Source organism: Pseudoalteromonas sp. PPB1, assembly GCF_015356275.1.
GTDB classification, from domain to species: domain Bacteria; phylum Pseudomonadota; class Gammaproteobacteria; order Enterobacterales; family Alteromonadaceae; genus Pseudoalteromonas; species Pseudoalteromonas rubra_D.
In genome coordinates this window covers 56,646-76,409 of sequence record NZ_JACEQV010000019.1, presented here as the reverse complement: position 1 = coordinate 76,409, position 19,764 = coordinate 56,646, and the positions used below count along the sequence as shown (strand labels likewise).

18 protein-coding genes are annotated in these 19,764 nt (G+C 47.0%); all 18 read left to right on the top strand.

The window, feature by feature from the left end:
* Window positions 1–14 precede the first annotated feature (14 nt).
* The 18 genes from IY568_RS24865 (at window position 15) to IY568_RS17715 (ending at window position 19,758) form a co-directional block, all read left to right on the top strand.
* Complete coding sequence (locus IY568_RS24865; protein ID WP_267252215.1) at window positions 15–1,379, top strand: HAD-IC family P-type ATPase; 1,365 nt, start codon at window positions 15–17, stop codon at window positions 1,377–1,379.
* On the top strand, window positions 1,376–1,948 hold the full coding sequence (locus IY568_RS17795; RefSeq protein ID WP_194868292.1) for a Na+/H+ antiporter subunit E: 573 nt from the start codon (window positions 1,376–1,378) through the stop codon (window positions 1,946–1,948). Before IY568_RS24865 ends, IY568_RS17795 begins: the two co-directional genes overlap by 4 nt.
* On the top strand, window positions 1,945–2,202 hold the full coding sequence (locus IY568_RS17790) for a monovalent cation/H+ antiporter complex subunit F (RefSeq protein WP_010386030.1): 258 nt from the start codon (window positions 1,945–1,947) through the stop codon (window positions 2,200–2,202). The genes IY568_RS17795 and IY568_RS17790 overlap by 4 nt, the downstream gene beginning before the upstream one ends.
* Window positions 2,199–2,525, top strand: coding sequence for a monovalent cation/H(+) antiporter subunit G (locus IY568_RS17785; RefSeq protein WP_194868291.1), 327 nt, complete (start codon window positions 2,199–2,201; stop codon window positions 2,523–2,525). The genes IY568_RS17790 and IY568_RS17785 overlap by 4 nt, the downstream gene beginning before the upstream one ends.
* A complete protein-coding gene (locus IY568_RS17780; protein WP_125559258.1) occupies window positions 2,522–2,764 on the top strand; it encodes a DUF4040 domain-containing protein in 243 nt (80 codons plus the stop codon). Before IY568_RS17785 ends, IY568_RS17780 begins: the two co-directional genes overlap by 4 nt.
* Window positions 2,765–2,793: 29 nt before the next feature.
* On the top strand, window positions 2,794–3,429 hold the full coding sequence (gene mbhE / locus IY568_RS17775) for a Na(+)/H(+) antiporter subunit B (protein ID WP_194868290.1): 636 nt from the start codon (window positions 2,794–2,796) through the stop codon (window positions 3,427–3,429).
* Between the two features lie 114 nt (window positions 3,430–3,543).
* A complete protein-coding gene (locus IY568_RS17770; protein ID WP_194868289.1) occupies window positions 3,544–3,831 on the top strand; it encodes an NADH-quinone oxidoreductase subunit K in 288 nt (95 codons plus the stop codon).
* Window positions 3,831–5,345, top strand: coding sequence for a complex I subunit 5 family protein (locus IY568_RS17765; RefSeq protein ID WP_194868288.1), 1,515 nt, complete (start codon window positions 3,831–3,833; stop codon window positions 5,343–5,345). Before IY568_RS17770 ends, IY568_RS17765 begins: the two co-directional genes overlap by 1 nt.
* Entirely contained in the window at window positions 5,342–8,572 is a 3,231-nt protein-coding gene (locus tag IY568_RS17760) for a complex I subunit 5 family protein (RefSeq protein WP_194868287.1), read from the top strand. The genes IY568_RS17765 and IY568_RS17760 overlap by 4 nt, the downstream gene beginning before the upstream one ends.
* A gap of 88 nt (window positions 8,573–8,660) precedes the next feature.
* Window positions 8,661–9,038, top strand: a complete 378-nt coding sequence (locus IY568_RS17755) for a hypothetical protein (RefSeq protein WP_125559774.1) — start codon at window positions 8,661–8,663, stop codon at window positions 9,036–9,038.
* Window positions 9,039–9,160: 122 nt separating this feature from the next.
* A complete protein-coding gene (locus IY568_RS17750; RefSeq protein ID WP_194868286.1) occupies window positions 9,161–9,619 on the top strand; it encodes a GAF domain-containing protein in 459 nt (152 codons plus the stop codon).
* Window positions 9,620–9,904: a hypothetical protein gene (locus IY568_RS17745; RefSeq protein ID WP_125559269.1), complete on the top strand. Its 285-nt coding sequence runs from the start codon at window positions 9,620–9,622 to the stop codon at window positions 9,902–9,904.
* Between the two features lie 8 nt (window positions 9,905–9,912).
* Window positions 9,913–10,584, top strand: a complete 672-nt coding sequence (gene proQ, locus IY568_RS17740) for an RNA chaperone ProQ (RefSeq protein ID WP_010386041.1) — start codon at window positions 9,913–9,915, stop codon at window positions 10,582–10,584.
* A gap of 10 nt (window positions 10,585–10,594) precedes the next feature.
* On the top strand, window positions 10,595–12,631 hold the full coding sequence (prc, locus tag IY568_RS17735; protein WP_125559271.1) for a carboxy terminal-processing peptidase: 2,037 nt from the start codon (window positions 10,595–10,597) through the stop codon (window positions 12,629–12,631).
* Window positions 12,632–12,872: 241 nt separating this feature from the next.
* Window positions 12,873–14,354 (top strand): Na+/H+ antiporter NhaC, encoded by a 1,482-nt coding sequence (gene nhaC, locus IY568_RS17730; protein ID WP_194868285.1) that lies wholly within the window; start codon window positions 12,873–12,875, stop codon window positions 14,352–14,354.
* A gap of 194 nt (window positions 14,355–14,548) precedes the next feature.
* Entirely contained in the window at window positions 14,549–17,140 is a 2,592-nt protein-coding gene (gene pepN / locus IY568_RS17725; protein WP_194868284.1) for an aminopeptidase N, read from the top strand.
* A gap of 42 nt (window positions 17,141–17,182) precedes the next feature.
* A complete protein-coding gene (locus IY568_RS17720; protein ID WP_125559277.1) occupies window positions 17,183–17,404 on the top strand; it encodes a DUF2835 domain-containing protein in 222 nt (73 codons plus the stop codon).
* A 236-nt stretch (window positions 17,405–17,640) separates the two neighbouring features.
* Window positions 17,641–19,758, top strand: coding sequence for a DUF1302 domain-containing protein (locus IY568_RS17715; protein WP_125559279.1), 2,118 nt, complete (start codon window positions 17,641–17,643; stop codon window positions 19,756–19,758).
* Window positions 19,759–19,764 lie beyond the last annotated feature (6 nt).

The window sequence follows — 19,764 nt, the reverse complement described above, 5'->3', positions numbered from 1 at the left end:
TCCAAATGATCCACATGAAAGGCTCCATTGAGAGTATCTTGCCCAAATGCCAGTTTATGTTAAATGACCTGGGCGAGGAAATTGGGCTTGATTTGGACGCCATTGAGCAAGAAGCTGAACGACTGGCTGCAAAAGGTTTACGTGTTCTGGCATTTGCCAGTAAAACATCACTTGATGCACAAACCTCTCTGAGCCACGAAGATGTTGCGCAGGGTCTGGTTTTTCTCGGGTTACAGGCAATGATTGACCCGCCTCGCCCAGAGGCCATAGAGGCCGTTGCCGCCTGTCATCGAGCCGGGATCCGGGTCAAGATGATCACTGGCGATCATGCGTTAACTGCCACCAGTATCGCCAAGCAACTAGGCATTATACAGCCACAAGGTGCGGGTAAAACCGTCACTGGCTATCAGTTAGGTGATTTGTCTGAGCATGAGTTTAGTGACATTGCCAGTAATAATGATGTGTTTGCCCGGGTTAGCCCGGAAAACAAGCTACAGCTGGTGAAATCGCTACAAGCGGAAGGTCATGTCGTGGCGATGACGGGCGATGGAGTTAATGATGCCCCGGCGCTCAGAAGAGCTGATATCGGCGTTGCTATGGCATTAAACGGCACGGAAGTGGCAAGGGATGCATCCGATATGATGCTGACTGATGATAACTTTGCTACCGTGCGGGCGGCGGTTGAGGAAGGTCGCGGTGTATTCGACAACCTCAAGAAATTTATTGTCTGGACGCTTCCCACCAATGGCGGTGAAGGATTAGTGATCCTGCTGGCAGTGCTGTTGGGCGTTTCATTACCCTTATTACCGGTACATATCTTATGGGTTAATATGACGACAGCCATCTTACTTGGTCTGATGCTGGCTTTTGAGCCTCGCGAAAAAGGCATTATGGAGCGCCCGCCTTATGATCCGAATGCCCCCATTATAGATAGAATATTAATGTGGCGAATTTTGTTGGTGTCTTCTTTGCTATGTATCACTGCATTCGGTTTATATGAACTCGAGTTGATGTGGGGTGCAACAGAAGCGCAAGCGAGAACAGTTGCAGTCGCTATGTTTGTGGTGGGCGAAGCATTCTATCTGTTTAACTGTCGCTCTCTGGACCGCTCGGTGTTTTCTGTCGGTTTGTTCTCAAACCGTTGGATCTGGATAGGTATCGCGCTCATGATGGCGCTACAGTTATTGTTTACCTATCAACCTCTGATGAATGACTGGTTCCAGAGTGCGCCTATCTCACTGGAAGCCTGGCTACGAGTTATCGCCTGTGGCTGGTTCATCTCTCTGATTGTTGGGGTTGAGAAGCATTTGCGTAGCAAAAGCACAGATGCACAGGCGACCTCGGATCCAAACACTAACAGAGTGAGTGAATCGGTATGAACTCAAAGACGCATTCTTACAATTCAGACAAACGGACCTTGCTTATCCGGGCATTGATCTTCAGCGCACTGTGGTTATTACTCACTAAAGGGGCATGGTCCTCTTGGGTAATAGGTATTGTCGTTGTCCCTGTGTCTGTCTGGATGAGCATGCGTCTTTTTAATGATACGTCACGCAATACTGCAAGGAGCAATGGCAAAGTTGTAACAGGGCAGTTCCATTATGTTCGCCTGCTGCGTTTGTTGCCGTATTTTCTACTTAACTCCTTGAAAGGAGGAATACAAACCGCGCGCCTGGCATTTGCACGTCGCGTATCCATGCAACCGGGTACTGTACTGTATCCACTGCGTTTGCCACCGGGTCATGCACAGCTATGGTTTATTCACCTTATCAGCTTACTGCCAGGCACATTGAGTGCACAGCTCAGAGGAGACTCTTTGTTAGTGCACATGTTAGAGGTCACCGAGGGCAATTATAAGGATGTGATTGACTGTGAGCAAAAAATCGCCTACTTGTTTGATTTAGAAATAGATAAACAAGCTGTGACAGTTATGAAGGAGCAAAAATGAGTGAGTATTTAAACTGGATGGTGACCGTTCTAACCCTGGTTCTATTAGGTGGGCTTTGGCGGCTCTGGCTGGGGCCTTCTAAACTGACTCGGATACTTTCTTTGCAGCTGTTTGGCACGGTGGGAGTGGCCATTTTGGCTCTGCTGGCCGTTGTCTACCAGCAAAGTGCTTTGTTTAATGTTGCGTTGGTTTTGGCTTTGCTGGCGCCGACTGCGACTGTCATTTTGGTAAAAATGGGGGATACCAAATCATGACCTTGATTGACTGGTACAGCGCGTTGATGGTGGCACTGGGTGTATTTTTCTTTATTGCCGGGTGCGTTGGTCTGTGGCGCTTCCCTGACGAGTTATCAAAGCTGCATGCGCTGACCAAGGCCGATAATTTAGGGTTGGGGTTTGTTGTACTGGGCGTGATCCCTCAGGTTGCAGAGATTGCCGATGCCATTCAGTTGCTGGTGATCTGGGTTGCCGTGATGTTGGCCGGCGCGGTGTCTTGCTATCTGCTAGCCAGCCAAACGCAGTCTCAGCAACTGGAGCAGCCAAACGTGGATGAGCACCAAACAGGAGAAAACAAATGACAAGTGGTGAGCTGATTATTGATCTTCTATTGGGCTGTGGCGCCGTGGTGACAGCAGTACTGTGTCTCACTGCGAAAGACTTATTCCAGGCCATTTTGCTGTTTATCAGTATGGGCTTGTTGGTTACTTTAGCCTGGGTACGATTGGGCGCGTGGGATGTCGCAATCGCAGAGGCGGCGATCGGCGCTGGGTTGACTGGTGCTTTACTCATAGCAACACGCAGACAGCTCAGTCAATAGCATGGATTTGAATAATCACAGGGGGAGCTATGTTTAATGACATTACGCTGGCACGTAACGCGGAGCAGCAAGCAGGACTATCTGGCGGCGTTTTGTTTGTTGTTGGGTTAGTGGTTGGTTTAGTTTGCCTGTTTCTTGTCTTTGCGCTGATTGACGCTCCCGTGGCAGAGCAGCCGCTTGTTGCTTTGGTCGCCTCTAACCTGGAGCAAAGCGGCGTTCAGAACCCGGTTACGGCGGTGTTACTTAACTTTCGCAGTTATGACACCTTACTTGAAGTCGCTGTGTTGTTGATTGTCGCTCTGGCGGTGATGCCAGCAAGTGAAAAACAAAGTAACCAAGTCTTTGTTACGGTATCAAAACCTGCACAGCGCAGCTTGGTGTTAGAAGCATTTTTGCGCTGGTTGTTGCCTGCAATCGTAGTTACTTCCGGGTATTTACTCTGGACTGGGGCTGCTTTGCCTGGCGGAGCGTTTCAGGCAGGGGCACTTCTGGCAGGTGCTGGCATTTTATTATTACTGGCCGGGCATCACAGCTTTAACTTTAATGCACAGATAGCGCGTGTGTTGTTAGTGGTCGGCTTGGCGGTATTTTTATTGGTTGGTGCTGCTGTAATGGTATCGACTGGCACGGCACTGGCCTATCCGATTGCCTGGCTGGCACTTTGATTCTGATAATTGAAGTGGCGGCGACGTTAACCATAGCCGCTATTTTGGTTTTGCTGTTCTGCGCACTTCATGTTGCGCCTCAGCAAAAGACGGCTCGGTAAAGGGGGATAGTCCATGACACAAGCGCTGGCCTATAGTGTATTTGGTATTATTTTGTTCGGCATTGGTTTGTTTGGCGTGTTAGCGATTGCGCATGTCGTTAAAAAAATCCTGGCGATCAACATTTGTGGTGTGGGGGTTTTTATGGTGTTCATCGCTAATGCCTCATCCGGCGCATCGCCTGACTTTGTGCCTCATGCAATGGTTTTGACTGGGATAGTAGTGGCCGTTGCAGGCACGGCGTTAGCTTTGTCTTTGGTATGCCGGATCAATGCTCTTGAAAAGCACGAGGATGATGCCTGATGCCCTTATTTGATATGTCCACGTTACTACCTTTGCTGGTGGCTATTCCCCTGGCCGGTGCGATTGTCTCTGTGTTACTGAGCACGAAATATGTTCAAGTGCTAACCGGACTACTGACAGCAACAAGCTTGTTGCTGGTAATGGGGCTTATCTTAGGCGGGCTATCGTTCAATGGTACAGGGGAGACAATTGCTGTCAGATATTCGCTTGCTGGCTGGGCAGCACCTTTGGGTATTGCGTTGAGCCTAGATGGGTTTTCAGCACTGCTCATCACGTTGACGGTCTTCTTGGTCGCGGTACTGACCTTGTATTCAGCTTTTTACTTTGCAGCCTCGCCTGCTCGCGAGCGTTTTTGGCCTTTGTGGTGGCTGCTGGTGGCCGGGATCATCGCATTATTTTTATCTGCCGATATTTTTAATATTTATGTCACGCTTGAGATCATCGGGCTGGCGGCTGTTGCGCTGGTCGCGCTAAGTGGTAATAAGGCTGGCCTGACCGCGGCATTGCGATACCTGTTAGTGGGGTTGTTGGGATCACTTTGTTACTTGCTGGCTGTTGCTTTGTTATATCATGCTTATGGCACGCTGGACTTTTCGCAGCTTGCAGAGCGGGTTGAGTCTAATCCTTTAAGCTGGGCTGCACTTGCATTGATTACAGTCGGGTTGGTGCTAAAAACAGCCCTGGTTCCATTACACTTTTGGTTGCCCCATGCTCATGGCAGCGCGCCGGCACCAATCAGTGCGATATTATCAGCGCTGGTTGTTAAAGCGTCGTTTTACTTGCTGGTACGATTCTGGATGGAGATCCTTACGCCTGCCGTGACCAATGATGCGTTGATGTTGTTGGGTGTGTTAGGGGGAATGGCTATTGTCTGGGGGTGTGTACAAGCGCTCAGAGCAAAACGTCTTAAACTGATGGTGGCATATTCGACCGTTGCACAAATTGGTTATCTATTTTTGTTGTTCCCGCTTTTGATGAGTACGGATGGGGTTTCGGCATCGCAATTGGCTATACAGCATCAAAGTGCACTCGCTGCAGTATCATATTTTATTGTCGCGCATGCCTGCGCGAAAGCTGCAATGTTTATCGCCGCCGGCAATATCATCCATTCACTGGGTCATGACGACATTGCCAGGTTACAGGGCATGGCGAAATATATGCCTTTGAGCTTGTTTACTTTTGCAATAGCAGGGGGCAGTTTGATTGGCTTGCCTCCCAGTGCTGGGTTTATCGCCAAATGGTTGTTATTGAATGTCGCCATAGATACTCAGCAATGGTGGTGGGTTTTGATTATTCTGGCCGGGGGCCTGATGGCGGCACTGGCTATTTTCAGAGTGCTGGACCTGGCATTTATTAAACCTGAACAGGCGTGCGAGCAAAGTACCCCGGACAATTGGCAGAAAGTGCCCGTTGCTATGCCGATTAGTGGTCTGGCTTTGGCACTTTGTACCATGGCGCTAGGATTCAATGCAGACCTAATAATTGATTTGGTTGCGATAGGAGGCGGCGAATGATGTGGCAAAGCACACTGCCTTTACTGATATTGTTGAGCGCACTGGTATCTGGTGTTGCGATATTTTTTGTCAGTGACACCAAGCCAAAGCTGAGGAAAACGTTAAACTTTCTGGGGGCTTTTAGTTGTGTCGCATTGATACTTGTGATGATCTCTGGCGTTTATCAGGGGCAGGTGTTTGAAACGCGTTTGCCATTATTGCCTAACATGGATTTGGTACTTCATGCGGATGCTTTATCTTTATTATTTGTCGCTTTATCTGGGTTTTTATGGCTGCTGACCACGATTTATGCAATTGGATATCTCGAGCAATCACCTAACCGCAGTCGCTTTTTTGGATTTTTTAGCTTGTGTGTGTTTGCGACCATTGGCGTTGCGCTTGCGGGTAATCTAATAACGTTTCTGATTTTCTATGAATTACTCACGCTAACAACCTATCCGTTGGTGGTACACAAAGGGAACAAAGCATCGCTTGCAGCAGGGCGTAAATATCTCATTTACACTATGCTTGGCGGCGCTAGCTTATTGGCCGGGGTAGTGTGGCTAAAAGCCCTGGCTGGATCGCTGGATTTTACTGCGACCGGTCTACTGGCTTCTATGCCACATCTCGATCCACTCCATCTCAAAGTCATATTTGCCCTGATCATCTTAGGGTTAGGTGTAAAAGCGGCATTGGTGCCCTTACATGGCTGGTTGCCTGCTGCAATGGCTGCGCCTGCGCCAGTCAGCGCGTTGTTGCATGCGGTCGCGGTTGTTAAAGCGGGCGCATTCGGTATAGTACGGGTCGTATATGATGTTTACGGTGTTGAGTTTGCTCAGGAGCTGGGGTTAACTATCATACTCGCTGTGATGGCTTCGATCACCATAGTGTATGGCTCTACCCGAGCTGTATTTCAGGATGATCTGAAACGCAGACTCGCTTATTCGACCGTTAGTCAGGTTTCCTATATTGCCCTGGGCACCGCGATTGCCGGGCCGATTGCGACGATCGGCGGTATTGCACATCTGGTTCACCAGGGATTAATGAAAATCACCATGTTTTTCTGTGCCGGTAGTATCGCCGAAACGCTGGGCGTGACTAAAGTCAGTCAGATGAACGGTGCGGGTAAGCGTATGCCACTGACTATGCTCGCTTTTAGTCTAGCGGTGCTGGGGATGATAGGGATCCCACCTGCAGCGGGCTTTATCTCAAAATGGTACCTCGGGACTGGTGCACTGGAAGCTGGCTTTTATTGGGTGCTTGGGGTGCTTATTATCAGTAGCCTGCTTAACGCCATTTATTTTCTGCCTATTCTGTATGCCGCCTGGTTTAAACCGCAACAGGGAGCATGGCCAAAAGATCAACCGCGTGGGCGATTTGAGACACACTGGATGCTCATGTTGCCACCCATAGTCACGTCGATACTGGCACTGAGCGCAGGCCTTTTCGCGGATGCCCAGTTTAGCCCGCTTAATTGGGTTAAACTGATAGCTGCACGGGAATACGGTAGTGAATTTGTGTCGATCCTGACAGTAAGTTCGCAACAAATCCCCTGGATGTGGTTGGCCATTGGGGCACCTGCACTTTGCGCATTATTATTGGTGCGCAAGCGGATGCACAGGGCGGCACATTGGTTCTTGCCTTTGTCAGCTGGTGTTGCGCTGGTTGCCTACATGATGTCGGCACAAGGCACAAATGCCACTCCCTGGCTGTTTTTTGGCAGCATCATGACATTAAATGAAACTACCTCAACCTTTTTCTTACTGGCTGGTTGTTTATGGTTGCTGGCGGCGGTCTTCGCGGTTAATTTTGCAAAAACTGACAAGCGCAAGGTGCGCTTTTGTTTATTTTTTCTGTTAGCTATGTGCGGTAACTTCGGGCTTATTTTGGCTGAGGATATCTCTGGCTTTATTAGCTTTTTCACCCTTATGAGCCTGGCCTCGTACGGTCTGGTTGTGCACTTTGATACTGAGGAGGCCCATCAGGCTGGTAAGTCATACATGCAATGGGCGGTGCTTGGAGAGTTATTGCTGTTTACTGCACTGGCGGGCTTAGCATTTGGTTCAATTGACCCTTCTTCTGCGAGCAATCCCGAGCAGGCTTACCCCGCCTGGGCAATTGGGTTTTTACTGGCGGGATTTGGCGTAAAGGCAGGCTTGTTTGGTCTGCACGTTTGGCTGCCTATGGCACATCCTGTTGCCCCGGTTGCTGCCAGCGCACTATTAAGTGGGGTTATGGTCAAAGCAGGCTTGCTAGGATGGTTGAAGTTTATTCCATTTGGTGAGGTTGCGTTTGCTACTTTTGGCTCGTTGCTTGTTGTACTGGGTTTATTTGCTGCATTTTTTGGCGTGCTGGTTGGGGTGACTCAGGACAACCCCAAAGCTTTACTGGCGTATTCGACAATGAGTCAGATGGGGATTCTGATTGCGGCAGTTGGTGTGGGATTGAAGTATCCCGACGTATGGGCACTCCTGTTGCCAGCCATAGTGCTATACGCAGTGCATCATGGCCTTGCAAAAGCGGCGCTGTTCCTGTTTGCCGGCATGAATAATAGCCTGGCATGGCAAAAGTATCGTTGGCTATGTTGGTTAGCAGTAATCATTCCGGCGGCTGCGCTGGCTGGGCTTCCACTAACCAGTGGCGCGGTCGCTAAGGTCGCTTTGAAGGATGTCGTAGAGCAAGATCTCCTGATGGGAACCGTTTTACCGCTTACTGCAATCGGCACGACCTGGCTGATGATGCGCTTTTTAGCCTTGGTTGGACAGAAGGCTTCAAAAACAGCAGCTGGACAAGCCGATAGACTCCAGTTGGGGGCATTTGGTGCCTTGCTGATACTGGTCCTCGTGCTCAGTTACTTGTTACCCCAATCGGAAGGCGCATGGTCTGGTCAGCTAACTGTGACGGTTTTTTGGGGTGGCCTATGGCCAGTGTTACTTGGTTTTGGTTTGTATATGGCGACGCGTGCGTTCATAAACAGCATGGGGGCGTTACCTGCTGGCGATATTAATGTGGCCTACCAGGAAGCGGGTAGCCTTGTACGTCTCGGTGCTGACACCATGGCACAAGGCTTATCGCTGCTTAAAGATGAGCTAAAGCAGACATCCTGGCAGCTTCCCCAGCATGTTGTGCAGCGTAAAATCCGCTTGGTCAGCCTGGCGTTGGCGATATTGCGGTCTATGATGACACCTGGTGTGCTGTTTGCGTTGCTACTGTGTTCGGTGCTGTGGGCTTTGGCAGCCGGTGGATAGCTCTATACGACCAAAGTTGACTTGTGATACAGGTGATTCACGATAACACTGAACATCTCTGTGCAGACTGATAAAGGTGAAAGAGATGATAAAAAGGCAGGTAGCTAAGGCCGTGGGGTACTCGTTGTTGTCACCACTTATCGTTGGCATTGTGCTGGGTGGCTACTATGCGTTGCTAAGTGGTCAAAGTAAAATTTTGTTTCAAGTACTGATGACAGCTGTTGCTAATGCGCACATCGTCGGTCTGTCTATGGCGATTTTTGTGTTGCCGGCTTATATGGCTTTACTACGCTATAACAAGGTAAGTTATTCAGCAGTATTAACAGCAGGTATGTTGGGTGGTGCCGTGTTCAGCTTCTTATTTGTTGCAAGTTCAGGCATGGTTTTCATCATCAATGCGGTGATGGCTGGACTGGGCGGCGGGTTGTTTTTGTTCAGTTTACGCCGCAACGCGCAAAGGGCTTGATGGCTTTTTGTACAGCTCGGTGGTGTTTTACACTAATTTAATAGTTTTTCTGTCTAAAAGGTTTCATTTAGCTGCCCGAAAGAGTACCTTTACTTCTTATGTAAATTTGTTGAATGACCGCAATGCAGAAGAAAAAGTTCTACGATACCCTCAGCCTACAAGCTCAGGCCCTGGTTGGTGATGAGCACAACTACATCGCCAATATGGCAAACCTCAGCGCCTTATTATTTACCTCAATGGAAGACATTAATTGGGCGGGCTTCTACCTCTTAGATGGTACCGATGAACTCGTACTGGGTCCTTTTCAGGGGAACCCTGCCTGTATTCGTATCCCATTAGGAAAAGGCGTGTGTGGTACAGCAGCGGCTGAGTTAACGACTCAGCTTGTTGAGGACGTACATAGCTTTGATGGTCATATTGCTTGTGACGCTGCTTCAAATTCTGAAATTGTAATCCCTGTGATGAGAAACGGTGAACTGTTTGCTGTTTTGGATATTGATAGCCCGAGTTTGGCAAGATTTGACGATGAAGATAAAATGGGTCTGGAAGCACTGGTAAAATGCTTTGAAGGTACCCTGTAAATGAAAGAACTACTTAACGTTCAGGATTACCTGTTTTCCACCTTCGATGTCGGAGATTGGGAAGGAGAAGAAGAACGTGTAGCAGAGACGTTAAATGAGCTTATCCACGTAGCCTGGGAGCAACTGCCTGACGATCTGCCCTGCGAGAAAATTGATTTAATTATAAATGGAATATGGGAGCATCTGCGCGGCGATTTGGCACTTGTCGAAGCCGAGTATGATGAACTCATTGACTGGGTTACACATTACATTCAGTCATCTCTTGATGATAATATTGAACTATAGGTTTAGACATGGAAACCACAAACAAGCTAAAAGATATCAAAGAGGTTCTCGACTTTTTATATGCCGAGTTTCCTCAGTGTTTTAAACAAAAAGACGGTATTAAACCGCTTAAAGTCGGTATCTTTAAAGATATCGCTGCCAGAATTGAAGGATCTGAAAAAGTCAGTAAGACTCAGGTCCGTCAGGCGCTGCGCAAGTACACTTCTTCGTGGCGCTATCTAGAAGCCGTGATTAACAACGAATTTCGTGTTGATCTGGACGGCAATGATGCCGAGAAAGTTGAGCAGGAACATGTAGAGCATGCTCAAAAAGCACTTGAAGAGTCACGTGCTAAAATGGCTAAACGTAAGAAGCCTCAACGTCCAAGACAAGATGGCCGTGGTGAGCGCCGTCGCGATGGTGACACAAAATCTTACAAATCTCGCGGTGAGAACAAGCACCGTCACGGCAATAAAAACGCTAAAGTTAATGCTAAACCAGAGCAACAGCAACGTCGTAGCTCAGGTAAAGTTGAACCTCTTCCGGCAAATGAGGTCAAGGTAAATAATAAGGTTAAAGTAAAGTTGGGACAGGCCTTAGTTAATGCAACCATCACTGAAGTAAACAAAGACGAAGTTCATGTTGAATTAGTGACAGGGATGCAAGTTAAAACAAAAGCAGAAAGCCTGTTTATTCTTTAAGGAGTTGTGTATGAGTAATAAGTTACCTTTAATTGGTGCAATCGCACTGTTTGTATCTGGCGTGTGTTCAGCTGCAACACAGACCGTAACGGAAAAAGACATTCCCGTACTGGAGCCTGAAATCCAGCATGCGACGGCAACCAAAAGGGTAACCAGTAAATTTACTCGTGAACACTATAAGCGCTTTAAACTGGACGATGCGCTGTCTGAGCAGATCTTTGATCGCTATATTGAAAACTTAGATTACAACAAATCTTTGTTTCTTCAGTCAGACATCGACAAGTTTGCAGGCTACAGAAAGCAATTTGATGATGCACTTAAAAAAGGCAAGCTCGATTTTGCCTTTGAGATGTTCAATGCCAGTATGCAGCGTCGCTACGAGCGCTTTACCTATGCTATTTCTCTGTTAGATACAGAAATGAAGTTTGATAAGCCAGACGAGTTTGTATTTGACAGAGAAGAGATGCAATTTGCCAACACCCAGGCCGAGTTAGATGAATATTGGCGTCAACGTGTTAAGTCTGATGCTTTGAGACTAAAATTAACGGGTAAAGACTGGGCTGGTATTAAAGAGATCCTAACCAAGCGTTATAAAAATACCATTAAACGTTTGGTACAAACTAATAATGAAGATGCCTTTCAGATTGTGATGAATGCGTTTGCACGCAGCATAGAGGCACACACTTCTTACTTGTCTCCGCGTCGTGCAGAGCAGTTCAAAATGGATATGGAGCTTGAACTGGAAGGTATTGGTGCCGTGCTGGGGTATGATGAAGACTACACGATTATACGTAGTTTAGTGCCGGGTGGCCCTGCAGACAAAACTGAAAAAATTAAGCCGGACGATCGCATCGTTGGTGTGGCTCAGGATGGCGAAGAGTTTGTTGACGTGATTGGCTGGCGCCTGGACGATGTGGTTGATCTGATCAAAGGCCCCAAAGGTACTAAAGTAAGATTGCAGTACCTTAAAGGCAGTGACACGCATGGTACGCCTAAGGTTGTGGAAATCGTACGGGATAAAATCCGCTTGGAAGACAGAGCTGCTAAGTCTGAAGTTTTCGAAGCGAATTATTCAGACCTCACCAGTAAAGTGGGCGTGATTGAAATACCAAGCTTCTACAATAACTTATCAAAAGATGTTAAAAGAGAGCTCGATAAGCTCAAAGCGCAAAATGTGGATGGTATTATCGTTGACCTAAGACAAAATGGCGGTGGCTCACTGTATGAAGCCACACAGCTTTCGGGTTTATTCATCGATAAAGGTCCGATTGTTCAAATTCACACAGCATATAACCGTGTTGAAGCTCAAAAAGACAGTGATGGTGTTACTTATTATGATGGCCCTCTAACCGTATTGGTAGACCGTTATAGTGCGTCGGCATCCGAAATATTTGCAGCAGCGATGCAGGATTATGGTCGCGCAGTAGTCATTGGTGAGCAGACTTTTGGTAAAGGCACCGTACAGCAGCACCGTGGGTTAAGAAAGACCTATGACCTGTTCGACAATGCGCTTGGCAGCATTACTTACACCATAGCTAAGTTTTATCGTATTGATGGTGGCAGTACACAAAATAAAGGGGTGATCCCGGATATTTTGCTGCCTTCAGCGGTTGAACCTGCCGAGTGGGGCGAAAGCCAGGAAGATAATGCATTACCGTGGGATAGCATTGTCAGAGCCAAGTATCGACAATTGGATGATTTGAGTCCAACCATCAAGTATTTAAATGAGCGCCACGGGATCCGTATTGCAAAAGAGCCTGAGTTTGCTTATGTATACGACGATATAGCGCGATATAAAGCACAGAAGGACGACATTGCTATTTCTCTTGTTGAAGCTGAGCGCACAAAAGAACGTGAAGAGCGTGATGAGCGTGCACTTAAGCGTACCAATGAACGTCTGAAGCGTCTGGGACAAGAGCCTGTGAAAGACTTGGATGATGTACCAGAGATCATTGCTGAGCTGGACCCGTACCTGGAGGAGGCAGCTCTGATCACGCAAGACCTGATCAATTACGGTCGCCTGGCAAAAAACAATACCGCTGACTGAACACGGTTTAACAAAAAAGACGTACAGAAGGCTAAACTATGAAAAGGCGCATTGAGCGCCTTTTTTCGTTACCAGTGCGTGGGAAATTTGTTATTATTGTCAGCTGCAATATTAAAAATAGTCGGGCAGGAACTTGCCTGGCGCTGTCTTGGGCGCAGATTCATGAGTTGTGCTTAACGTTGAACTGACCCGGCAGAGATAATAATAAAGCACTCCATTAAGTGCGAAGGAGTATTCTGGTTTGAGACAACAAAAACAAGCATCCTATCTGGATGCCTTTATTCCTATTGTGGTATTGGTAAGCCTGTTAGGCGCAGCTGTATACCTCTACGGTGATAATTCTTCTTCAGGGCCAAACCAGATAGCCCTGCTATTTGCTACCTTTACAGCTGCGTTGATCGGGCTTAAAAATGGCTTTACCTGGAAGACGCTTGAAGAAGCGATGATCAAAGGGATCACCATCTCTTTGGGGGCAATCCTCATTCTGCTGATGGTAGGTGCTTTGATTGGAACCTGGTTGCTTTCCGGCACAGTGCCCACTTTAATCTACTATGGTTTACAGATTATTCACCCTTCGTGGTTTTACGCGGCTGGGTGTTTAATTTGTGGCATTGTGGCTATGAGTATTGGCAGCTCCTGGACAACAGCTGCAACAATAGGTGTTGCCCTGCTGGGGGTTGCTAATGGCTTGGGACTGGATCCTGTGGTGACTGCCGGGGCAGTTATATCAGGTGCATACTTCGGAGACAAGTTGTCTCCGCTGTCAGAAACAACGAATTTGGCGCCAGCGGTTGCGGGGAGTGATTTATTCGAGCACATTCAGCACATTCAGCACATGCTATGGACCACAGTGCCAAGCTTTGTTATCGCCTTAATCATATTTATTTTTATGGGGTTCAATGCTGATGTGTCGAGTGAATCGAGTAAAATTGATGAGATTGCTACGATCCTGCAAAGTAACTTCAATATCAGCATAGTTAACCTCGTACCTTTGGTTATTCTTCTCGGTCTTGCCATTAAAAAGATGCCAGCTTTTCCTGCTATTTCTATTGGCGCCGTTGTTGGTGCGATATGGGCATTGTTGTTCCAGGGAGATTTGATAGCGAGCCAGGTAAATCCGGATGAAGGCGTGTTGGTCAGTCATTTCAAACTGGTTTGGGCCACATTCTTTGATGGTTTTAGTCTCGAAACGGGTAATGCCAAGATGGATGACCTGCTCAGTGGCGGCGGGATGTCGAGTATGTTGACGACGACCTGGTTGGTTATGACGGCGCTAATGTTTGGTGCAATCATGGAAAAAACCGGATTGCTTGAGCTGTTTGTCAAGAGCATTCTGAAAGTGGCTAAGAGTACAGGTTCACTCATTGCCTCTACGGTTGCTACTTGTTTTGGTACTAACCTGGTTGCGGCTGATCAATACATTGCCATTGTGGTGCCTGGTCGTATGTTCAAAGAAGAGTATACGAAACGGGGCCTGAGAAGTGTTAACTTATCCAGAACACTGGAAGACGGGGGGACGATAACAAGCCCCTTGATCCCATGGAATACGTGTGGTGCGTATATGCAAAGTGTGCTGTTGATAAATCCACTTGATTATGCGGTTTACGCTTTCTTTAACCTAATCAATCCATTCCTGGCAATTGTGTACGCATACCTGGGCATTAAGATTTTAAAAATTAAGCCTAAAGCGATGCAGCAAGGTGCAACAGCACCAGACGCCTAGCTTATTAAAGCCTAAAAAAAGAAAGAAAAGCGCCTCATTGAATTTGAGGCGTTTTTGCTCGTCTCACAGTCATAAATCCCTTTGCCCTTAGCGCGGGCCGTTCTACAATAAAGATATTGATTTGTACTCATTTTTTCACTGTGTTCAGTTGTCTTCGTGACGCAAGCACATGTAATTTGATAATAGGAATTGTCATGACCTCAAAACCTCAGGCCAAATACCTGCATGATTATCAGCCTCCCACACATGACGTTGAGAATCTCGCCTTATGCTTCGAATTAGATGCCCAGAATACCAAAGTGACGGCTCGCTTTACGCTGTCGTCACTGGATGGCGCAACGTCCGTGATGCTGGATGGTATCGAGCTGACCCTTCAGTCTGTGAAAGTGGATGGACAAAGCCACTCAGATTACAAGCTACATGAGACTGGCCTGGAACTATTTGGGCTGGGTGAGCACGCTGAAATCGAAATCGTAAATACGATTTCGCCAGCTACGAACACCTCTCTCGAAGGATTGTATTTGTCAGATGGCGCCTATTGCACGCAGTGTGAGGCTGAAGGGTTTCGAAAAATTACGTATTTCCTGGACAGACCCGATGTGCTAACGACTTATCAGGTCAAGATCATCGGACCCAGGGAAATGCCACATTTACTGTCCAATGGTAATAAGGTCGACAGTGGAGAGCTGGCGGATGGTCGTCACTACGTGAGTTGGGAAGATCCCTTTAAGAAGCCGTCCTATTTATTTGCACTTGTTGCCGGCGACTTTGATGTCCTGACAGATACATTCGAAACACGTTCGGGTCGCCAGGTAGACCTGCAGTTATTTGTAGACAAAGGCAATCTGAGTAAAGCGCCGCATGCCATGGCGTCATTGAAAAAGGCCATGGCATGGGATGAAGAAAGGTTTGATCTCGAATACGACCTGGATATCTATATGATTGTTGCTGTCGATTTTTTCAATATGGGAGCAATGGAGAACAAGGGACTTAATGTGTTCAACAGTGCCTGCGTGTTAGCCAATCAGGAAACGGCCACTGATAGAGATTTTCATGTCATTGAGTCCATCGTCGGCCATGAATACTTCCACAACTGGACAGGGAACAGGGTAACTTGCCGCGACTGGTTCCAGTTGAGCCTTAAAGAAGGACTGACTGTATTTCGTGATCAGGAGTTCAGCAGTGATCTGGGTTCGCGTGCATTAAACCGGATAGATGCAGTGAATACAGTTCGCACCCATCAGTTTGCTGAAGATGCTGGGCCTATGGCGCATCCAATTCGCCCACAGCAAGTTATCGAAATGAATAATTTCTATACAGTGACTGTATACAACAAAGGCGCAGAAGTGATCCGCATGATGCACACCATCCTGGGGGAAGCTGGTTTTCAGAAGGGGATGAAGCTCTATTTTGAGCGTCATGACGGCCAGGCGGTAACTTGTGATGACTTTGTTGCAGCGATGAGTGATGCCAATAGCAAAGATCTAAACCAGTTTAAACTTTGGTATAACCAGGTTGGTACGCCCAAAATTAGCGCGCGTACGAGCTTTGATTCGCAACAGGGCGAGTTTACGCTACATCTGGCCCAAAGCCATGCAGAACATGATCCGGTAGAGGCTCCTTTGCATATTCCGGTTGCAGTTGAGCTGTTGGACGAGCAGGGAGAAGTGATAGCCATCCCTGAGTCGATTGCAAAACAAGGTAAAGTAATAGAGCTTACCGAAAAGCAGCAGAGCTATGTCTTTTCGGGATTAGAGGACGAGCCAGTTGTTGTATTACTTGAAGGGTTCTCAGCGCCTTGTTTATTGAATTATGATTATCAGCAACATCAGCTGCTTCACATTGCCAAGTATGCCAGCAGTGATTACGCACGCTGGGAAGCCATTCAGCAGCTTTATAAAGCCGAGATTAAGTCACTGGTAAATACTCAGATGTTTGATGAATATCAGCTACCAGAAAGCTTAATTCAGGCATTACGTATATTGCTTGATGATCTTAGTGGAGACTTGTCAATCCTCGCTGAGCTATTCACTGTGCCTGGCTTTGACGCCCTGAATGCTGACTATACACCAGTTCCGGTTGAGCAGCTGACGCAAGCTATTTCGATTATTGAGTGCCAGATAGCGACTCAGTTGAAATCAGTTTGGCGTGATGTGTATGCACAACTACAGGATGACGGAAGCCTTGAGGCAAAGGCAGTTGCTATTCGCACCATGAAGAATAAATGCTTGTTTTACCTCGCACAGGTGTCAGACCCTCAAATCCAGGGCTGGATCCAGGCACAAAGTGAGAGTCATAACATGACGTTGAAACTGGGGGCGCTTAGAGCGGCTGTCAACGCTGACCATGTACTGACTCAGTTATTACTGGATGACTTTGACAAACAATGGCAGTCAGATTTGCTGGTAATGGACAAATGGTTTGCATTGCAAGCGAGCCGGAGTAACGACAATTGCATCGACAACATTTTATCCCTGTACAACCATCCGTGTTTCGATAAAGCCAATCCAAATCGCGTTCGTGCTTTGATTGGTGCTTTCACGCGGGGTAACCCCAGGCACTTCCATCTCAAAGATGGTCGTGGATATGCGTTACTTGGTGACTTAATCGCTGAGCTAAACCAGGTCAATCCGCAAAATGCGTCCAGAATAATTACGCCTTTGCTGTCCTTCAAGCGTTTTGATGACACCAGACAAGGGCTAATGAAAGCTCAGTTGGAAAAACTGGCTCGACTACCTGAACTGAGCGATGATCTGTATGAAAAAATTGACAAAGCACTGAACTAAAAGTGCTTTTAGTCGAAATGTGTAAAGGTTTGTATCCACATTATGCATGAGTATTACTTTTACATGGATTTAAGCCATGAACAATGTATGGCGTATTACCACGGGCATGTTGAGTATATACAAGTCGTAGAGGATGGGGGAAAGCGGATCCGCTTTCCTGCCCATCATATCAGGCGACACGTATCAACATTAGGCGTTCGAGGTCGCTTTCGTTTGTTGCTTGATGAAAATAACCGCTTCGTAGCGCTGGAAAAAGTAGCTTGATGACAATTATGCGACGAGACATAAAGTATTTTTGTTAAATCGGTTTGTTTTAAACTTAAATTACGTGTTATAACTACTCTGGTAGGACGTCTTACCATGAGTGAAATACGCTCCAATGAGATAAAAATGCACCGATCAGACGCGTATTATTTGTAATTTAAAGCTATCGCTTCTATCGTTACGACAACAAAAAACAATAACTTGATAAGAATTACCCGCCAAAGGGGGGAGAAATAATGATAAAAACATCGCGCTTTGTGAAGAACAAGATCATGCTGGGCCTAAGCGCTGCATGTCTTGGTGTCGCTGGCACTGCTGCGCAAGCCGCCACGTTCCAAGTTGGTGATTTTGATGTGACCTTTGATTCTACGTTTTCTTACGGTCAGAGTATTCGTGTAGAAGACCGTGACTTTGATCACATTGGTAAGAGTAATCACCCGCGTTATAACTGGACCGGTTATAATGCCTCATTAGGCAACACCATCTATTCGTCTTCTCAGATCTGGTCACAACAGGGTGCATACTCTAACAACGGTGACGCTGGTAACTTGAACTTTGATTCGGGCGACACGTTCTCTCAGTTGCTCAAGGGCACCCATGAACTTGGCATCAGTAAAGATAACTACGGTTTCTTCTCTCGTTTCATGTATTTCTACGATTTTGCGATGGAAGATGGTGATTTTGCATACAGCAACCCGGTATCTGGACAGAAAGTCGATCCTTGCGCAGATGACGACACTAAAGAGCAGGTTTGCTCCGATGTTCGTTTACTTGATGCCTTCGTTTGGGCAGATTTTGATATAAATAACGGTAAAAACCCGTTATCAGTCAGATTGGGTCGCCAGGTAGTCAACTGGGGTGAAAGTACCCTGATCAGCCACGGTATTAATGTAAACCCGGTTGATATCGACCGTCTTAAAGCACCTGGTGCAGAGCTAAAAGAAGCGTTCATTCCGGTCGGCATGTTCTGGGCCTCTCTAGGCCTGACGGATAACGTAACGCTGGAAGCTTTTTATCAGTATGAATGGCATGAAACACGCCTTCCTGCGACAGGAAGTTATTTCTCTACTAATGATTTTGCGTCAGAAAATGGTTACAACCAGAACATTCAGCTCGGCTTCACAGCCAACCCGGATATTGATCTGGCACATCTGACTGAAGCACTGAATAACCTCCATACAAACTGGATGGGCGCGTTAGCTGCTCAAGGCCTGGACGTTACAGATCCAAATGTACTGCAAAGCGAAGCAGCTATTTCGCAGCTTACTTCTATGTATCTGGCATATCCAACCAAAGTTGCACTGAAAGGCAAAGGTCTGAATGGCAAGAGAGAGCCACAGGATGGTGGTCAGTTTGGTATTCGTCTGGGTATGTTTGCCCCAGAACTTAACGATACTGAGTTTGCGTTATACTACATTAATTACCATGCTCGTCGCCCACTGATCTCAGGTAAGGCGTCGAACTTTACCAGCGATGCCATTGCTGCCGACTTGAATTACATTCAGAACAACACGCTGAATGATGAGAATTTCACTAACCTGAATGCATTTACGCAAGGTTTGATTGAATACCCAGAAGACATTAAGTTGTACGGTTTGAGTTTCAACACCGCAATTGGTGAAACCGCATTCTCGGGTGAGTTTGCTTATCGCCAAGACGAGCCTCTACAGATTGACGATGTAGAGTTGCTTTATGCGGGTATGTTGGAACAGCTCGCTCTTGCTGGCATTCGCACAGACGTCGCTGGTTTGTCTCAGTTGAGTAAAGGTGACGATGTCGCTTATGTAGAGCCAGGCGCAATTGCACAGGGTTATGTGTTGAAAGACACGATGCAGCTGCAATTCACTGCAACGCACTTATTCGGCCCATCGCTGGGTGCAGATAGCTGGGCGTTGGTTGGTGAAGTAGGTGGCGTCACGATTAAAGACATGCCGAGTTATGACGAGCTACGTTTAAACGTTGCGGGTACTGGCCGAAGCGGAACGATTGAAGGTATTAACGGTCAAAGCTACGATCTGTTGCATATGGCTATCTCAAATGGTCCTGAAGTAAACCCATTCCCAACCGCCTCTGCATGGGGTTATCGCTTAATTGCTAAAGGTGAATACAATAACTTGTTTGCTGGCGTTAACATGTCACCTCGCATCGTGTTTTCTCATGACGTCAATGGTATAACACCGGATCCAATGTTCCTGTTCGTAGAAGATCGTAAGTCGGTTGGTTTGACTCTGAACTTTAACTATCAAAATGCCTGGTCATTTGACTTTGGTTATAACGCATTCTGGGGTGGTGGCAAGACCAACACATTCTCAGATCGTGATTTCGTTTCATTTAATATCAAGTATTCAATCTAAGGGCTT

Coding starts and splice junctions, on each gene's coding strand:
- IY568_RS17790 (WP_010386030.1), top strand. CDS start 1,945: ATGAGTGAGTATTTAAACTGGATGGTGACCGTTCTAACCCTGGTTCTA.
- IY568_RS17760 (WP_194868287.1), top strand. CDS start 5,342: ATGATGTGGCAAAGCACACTGCCTTTACTGATATTGTTGAGCGCACTG.
- IY568_RS17795 (WP_194868292.1), top strand. CDS start 1,376: ATGAACTCAAAGACGCATTCTTACAATTCAGACAAACGGACCTTGCTT.
- IY568_RS17780 (WP_125559258.1), top strand. CDS start 2,522: ATGACAAGTGGTGAGCTGATTATTGATCTTCTATTGGGCTGTGGCGCC.
- IY568_RS17785 (WP_194868291.1), top strand. CDS start 2,199: ATGACCTTGATTGACTGGTACAGCGCGTTGATGGTGGCACTGGGTGTA.
- IY568_RS17720 (WP_125559277.1), top strand. CDS start 17,183: ATGCATGAGTATTACTTTTACATGGATTTAAGCCATGAACAATGTATG.
- proQ (WP_010386041.1), top strand. CDS start 9,913: ATGGAAACCACAAACAAGCTAAAAGATATCAAAGAGGTTCTCGACTTT.
- IY568_RS17765 (WP_194868288.1), top strand. CDS start 3,831: ATGCCCTTATTTGATATGTCCACGTTACTACCTTTGCTGGTGGCTATT.
- prc (WP_125559271.1), top strand. CDS start 10,595: ATGAGTAATAAGTTACCTTTAATTGGTGCAATCGCACTGTTTGTATCT.
- IY568_RS17715 (WP_125559279.1), top strand. CDS start 17,641: ATGATAAAAACATCGCGCTTTGTGAAGAACAAGATCATGCTGGGCCTA.
- IY568_RS24865 (WP_267252215.1), top strand. CDS start 15: ATGAAAGGCTCCATTGAGAGTATCTTGCCCAAATGCCAGTTTATGTTA.
- IY568_RS17770 (WP_194868289.1), top strand. CDS start 3,544: ATGACACAAGCGCTGGCCTATAGTGTATTTGGTATTATTTTGTTCGGC.
- IY568_RS17750 (WP_194868286.1), top strand. CDS start 9,161: ATGCAGAAGAAAAAGTTCTACGATACCCTCAGCCTACAAGCTCAGGCC.
- IY568_RS17745 (WP_125559269.1), top strand. CDS start 9,620: ATGAAAGAACTACTTAACGTTCAGGATTACCTGTTTTCCACCTTCGAT.
- mbhE (WP_194868290.1), top strand. CDS start 2,794: ATGTTTAATGACATTACGCTGGCACGTAACGCGGAGCAGCAAGCAGGA.
- pepN (WP_194868284.1), top strand. CDS start 14,549: ATGACCTCAAAACCTCAGGCCAAATACCTGCATGATTATCAGCCTCCC.